This window comes from uncultured Nitratireductor sp., assembly GCF_913053745.1.
GTDB lineage: Bacteria > Pseudomonadota > Alphaproteobacteria > Rhizobiales > Rhizobiaceae > Nitratireductor.
Window position 1 is genome coordinate 1 of sequence record NZ_CAJXGF010000235.1, and the last position, 4,079, is coordinate 4,079.

The 4,079-nt window shown below is 60.8% G+C and carries 5 protein-coding genes; 3 read left to right on the plus strand and 2 right to left on the minus strand.

Features of this window, described 5'->3' with window-relative positions; all coding sequences use genetic code 11:
- Window positions 1-494, minus strand: a 494-nt coding sequence (locus QZ638_RS22655) for a DeoR/GlpR family DNA-binding transcription regulator (RefSeq protein WP_295814886.1), incomplete at its 3' end; no start/stop codon positions are given.
- Window positions 494-1,327 carry an HAD-IIB family hydrolase gene (locus tag QZ638_RS22660; protein ID WP_295814899.1) on the minus strand — a complete coding sequence of 278 codons (834 nt, stop codon included), beginning with the start codon at window positions 1,325-1,327 and terminating at the stop codon, window positions 494-496. The genes QZ638_RS22655 and QZ638_RS22660, both read right to left, overlap by 1 nt.
- A gap of 206 nt (window positions 1,328-1,533) precedes the next feature.
- Between QZ638_RS22660 and phnD the strand changes: the two genes are divergently transcribed.
- The 3 genes from phnD to phnE form a co-directional block, all read left to right on the plus strand.
- Window positions 1,534-2,526 (plus strand): phosphate/phosphite/phosphonate ABC transporter substrate-binding protein, encoded by a 993-nt coding sequence (gene phnD / locus QZ638_RS22665; RefSeq protein WP_295814889.1) that lies wholly within the window; start codon window positions 1,534-1,536, stop codon window positions 2,524-2,526.
- 80 nt (window positions 2,527-2,606) lie between these two features.
- The gene (phnC, locus tag QZ638_RS22670) at window positions 2,607-3,401 is read left to right on the plus strand and encodes a phosphonate ABC transporter ATP-binding protein (protein ID WP_295814892.1); all 795 of its coding nucleotides are present in this window, start codon (window positions 2,607-2,609) and stop codon (window positions 3,399-3,401) included.
- On the plus strand, window positions 3,398-4,079 hold a 682-nt coding region (phnE, locus tag QZ638_RS22675; protein WP_295814895.1), incomplete at its 3' end, for a phosphonate ABC transporter, permease protein PhnE. The genes phnC and phnE, both read left to right, overlap by 4 nt.

The following is a 4,079-nucleotide window of genomic DNA, read 5'->3' on the forward strand; positions in this document are numbered from 1 at the left end:
GCGATGAAATCGATGGTCTCGGCACCATAGATGCCCACTTCGCGGGCCATGAAATCACCCGGACAGATGACCACTTGAATGGTCTCGTTCTGGGCCAGCGCGGAGGCCACGGCGACGCTGTTTGTTAACACCGTCAGGTCGCGCGCCATGACAGCGAGGTTAAGCGCGAACTGATGGGTGGTCGAGCCGGCGTCAATCATGAGAACCTCGCCCGGCCGCACAAGCGCCGCAGCGCGTTCGGCGATCTGTGCACGCTCTTCGATGCGCGCCTGATCGCGTTCGCCAAATGGCGGTTGCGATCCCATGGGTGCGGCAGAGGCGCCCCCATAGGCGCGGCGTATCAGCCCTTCCCGGCTGAGCGCTTCAACATCCCGACGAACCGTCTCCGTGGACACACCGAACCGAGTCGCCAGCTCGGATGTGCGCACATGGGGATGGTGCTGCAGTTCCAGAACGATCTGCTCACGTCGTGCGGTTTTCCTGAGACGCGTCATCAATCCTCCCTGGCCTGAAGAATGGCATCCGCCACCTCGGCAAACCCCGCCCCGCCCGGCCGGCAGGTGATCCATTTGGGCGGCGCAATCGCGCCATCCTGGAAATCGGCGAAATTGGCAACGCCAACGCTGTTCTCGAAAAAGCCGAACATGGGCGCATCGTTGGGGGAATCGCCGACGAAGATCACCCCCCCGCTCGCGCTATCAAGATCGAGGCCGTATCGCTTGGAAAACAGGCGACGTGTCATCGCCAGCTTGTCGTAGTGACCGAACCATCCATTGACATGAATGGATGACACTTTTGCGACAGCGCCTGCCTCTTCAAAGCAGGTAACGATGCGAGCAATCGCCATATCGTGGAGGCGCGGGCCGTCTTCGGCGAAGTCGATGGCGAGGTCCGCTTCGCGAAACGTCTGGTCGGCGGAGAGACGGGCACCAGGTACGGATGCAAGAATGGTATCGGCCAGCCCATCGAGGCGATGCCTCCCCTCGCGGCGTTCTTCGGCCGATTGAGCGAATTCGCGAACCATTCCGCCTCGCGAAGAGCAGGCAAAATAAAAGGCTCCGTTTTCTCCCACCACGGCGTCGACAGGCCAGAGCCTGGCAATGAGATCGCACCAGCCCGCGGGACGGCCGGTAACAGGAACCACGGTGATGCCCGCCTGATCGAGACGTTCAAGAGCCTCATACGCCCGGGCCGGGAGGCGACCGTCGGTCGTCAATGTGTCGTCGATATCCGTCAGAACGAAATCGATGGCAGCTAGCCGTTCCGCACCGATTTCGCTGAAGGGCCGTGGTATTGGTACCCTCGTGACCTGACGTCCGGCCGACATTTCACCCACCACATGCCTCTCCCATCATAGAGCGTTGTGCCACGCTTTTAGCTCTATTTTTTCGAATTTTCGAGGGTATTCCAAATTTTCTGCATTTGAATGTTGCAAACTACCACAAAAATTCGATACGCTTTCCGCAAATGGGATCGCGATGCGTGTCCTTTTGGGAGAAGCGGGCGACACGTCCGCAGTGGAGGAGAAACATCATGAACGATTTACCTTTTGCCGGAAGCGCCGCAGCGGCACTTTTCGGCATTTCCGCGTTGCTGGCTGCAACCGCCACCCAGGCACAGGATTGCGCCAATCGTGGCCAACTGGATGCGATGTACTGCGATGCCGACGAGGACCTCGTCGCGGACGCGCCGAGCGATTCTTCGAAGCTTGCCAATCCCGACACGCTGGTCTTCGCCTATACGCCGGTTGAAGACCCGGCGATCTATGAAGATATCTGGGAACCCTTCATCGCGCATCTGGAAGAGGTGACGGGCAAGGACGTCCAGTTCTTCGCCGTGCAATCGAATTCCGCCGAAGTCGAAGCGATGCGTAGCGGACGCCTGCACATCGCCGGTTTCTCGACCGGCCCGACGCCATTTGCGGTAAACCTCGCCGGTGCAGTCCCCTTTGCGATAATGGGCTCTGAAGACGGTCGCTTCGGCTATACGCTGCAGGTTTATACCCGGAAAGATTCCGGCATCAACGAGATGGGCGACCTTAAAGGCAAGCGCATCGCACACACTTCACCGACCTCCAACTCAGGCAATCTCGCGCCGCGGGCGCTCTTCCCGGGCCTCGGCGTGACGCCCGAACAGGATTACGAGGTCGTTTATTCGGGCTCTCACGATCAGTCCATGCTGGGCGTGGTGGCCGGCGACTACGATGCCGCACCGGTGGCATCGGAAGTCGTGGATCGCATGGCCGAGCGCGATCTCTACGATCCGGAAGAGGTGAAGATCGTCTGGGAGTCCGATCCGTTCCCAACCACCTCCTACACCTTTGCGCACGATCTCGATCCGGCACTGGTGGAAAAGATCAAGGAAGCCTTCTTCTCGTTCGACTTTGCCGGGACGGCGCTTGGCGAAGAATTCTCCGGCGTGAGCAAATTCGTGCCCGTCACCTACCAGAAGGACTGGGCCGTGATCCGCGAGATCCAGAAGGCGAACGGCGTGGAATACACGCCGCAGGGTCTGGCGAAAGAGTGATCCTCCTGCGGGCGCGAGATGCGGGGCTTGGTCTCGCGCCCGATTTTTCCGATCGCTCATTTATTTTTCGGAGTTGATGCATGCTGAAGATCTCGCAGCTGGTGAAGCGCTATGGCAATGGCGCGCCGGTTCTGAAGGAGCTGGACCTGGAGGTGCCGGGCGAAAGCGTCGTGTCCATCATCGGCGCTTCCGGCGCGGGCAAGAGCACTCTGCTGCGCTGCATCAACCGGCTCGTGGAGCCGAGCTCGGGCACGATCGAACTGAACGGATTGACGCTGACGGACCTCAAGGGCGCAAAGCTGCGCGCGGCGCGGCGGCGCATCGGTATGATCTTCCAAGGATTCAATCTGGTCGACCGGCTGACGGTCATGGAAAACGTGCAATCGGGCAGGCTCGGCTATTTGCCCTTATGGCGGGCCGCCCTGCGGCGCTATCCCAAGGAAGATATCCGCCGCGCCTATGAACTCATGGAACGTGTGGGCATCGCCCATTACGCGAACAAACGCGCAGACGAACTTTCAGGTGGCGAGCGCCAGCGCGTCGGCGTGGTTCGAGCGCTGATGCAGGAACCGGAGATCCTTCTGGCCGACGAGCCCACCGCCTCGCTCGACCCGAAAACCTCCGAACAGATCATGGACCTGTTGCGGGCGCTCTCGCGCGAGTTCTCGTTGCCTGTGCTCATCAACATCCACAATGTGGCAGAAGCCAAGCAGTATACCGACCGCATCGTCGGCATGCGCTACGGCCGCATCATCTTCGACGCGGAACCGGATGCGCTCGATAAGGCCGCCATGGACGAAATCTATGCCGGCGTGCCCGCCGAAGAGCGCGGAGAGATGGACAACGTCACCCCGCTGAGGGCCCAAAAGGCATGAGTACGACGTCCACCTCCCTGCCGGAAACATGGCGCAAACCGCCAATGATCGCCAACCCCGTGCTGCGCTACGCGCTCCTGGCAGCGGTGGCGATCTATATCGGCTGGGCGCTTATCATGCTGCCCATCGACTGGAACCGCGTCGCCCAAGGCATGTCGCGCGCCGCACGTATCTTCAACGGAGCGTTTCCACCGAGTTTCGCGCGCAGCGGGCTTCTGATCGACGGGTTCCTGGAGAGTCTGAAGATCGCCATTCTGGCGACCGTGGGCGGCGTTCTGCTTTCGATCCCGATCGCCTTCATGGCGGCCAAGAATCTCGCGCCACGACCGATTTACCTTCTCGGACGCGGCCTGATCATCGTGGCGCGCAGTTTCCATCCTGTCATCGTGGCGATCATCTTCGTGAAGGCCGTCGGCTTCGGCCCATTCGCCGGCGTGCTCACCCTGATCGTCTATTCCATCGGCTTCGTCGCCAAGATGCTGGCCGAACGCATCGAAGAGATCGACTGGGGCCAGGTGGAGGCCATGCGCGCGGTGGGTGCCGGCTATTTCCCGACGCTGATCTACGCGGTTTTTCCGCAGATCATGCCGCGCCAGATCGGGCTGAGCATCTATCAGCTCGACAGCAATCTGCGCGCTTCAGCGGTAGTCGGCATCGTGGGTGCCGGCGGAATCGGCT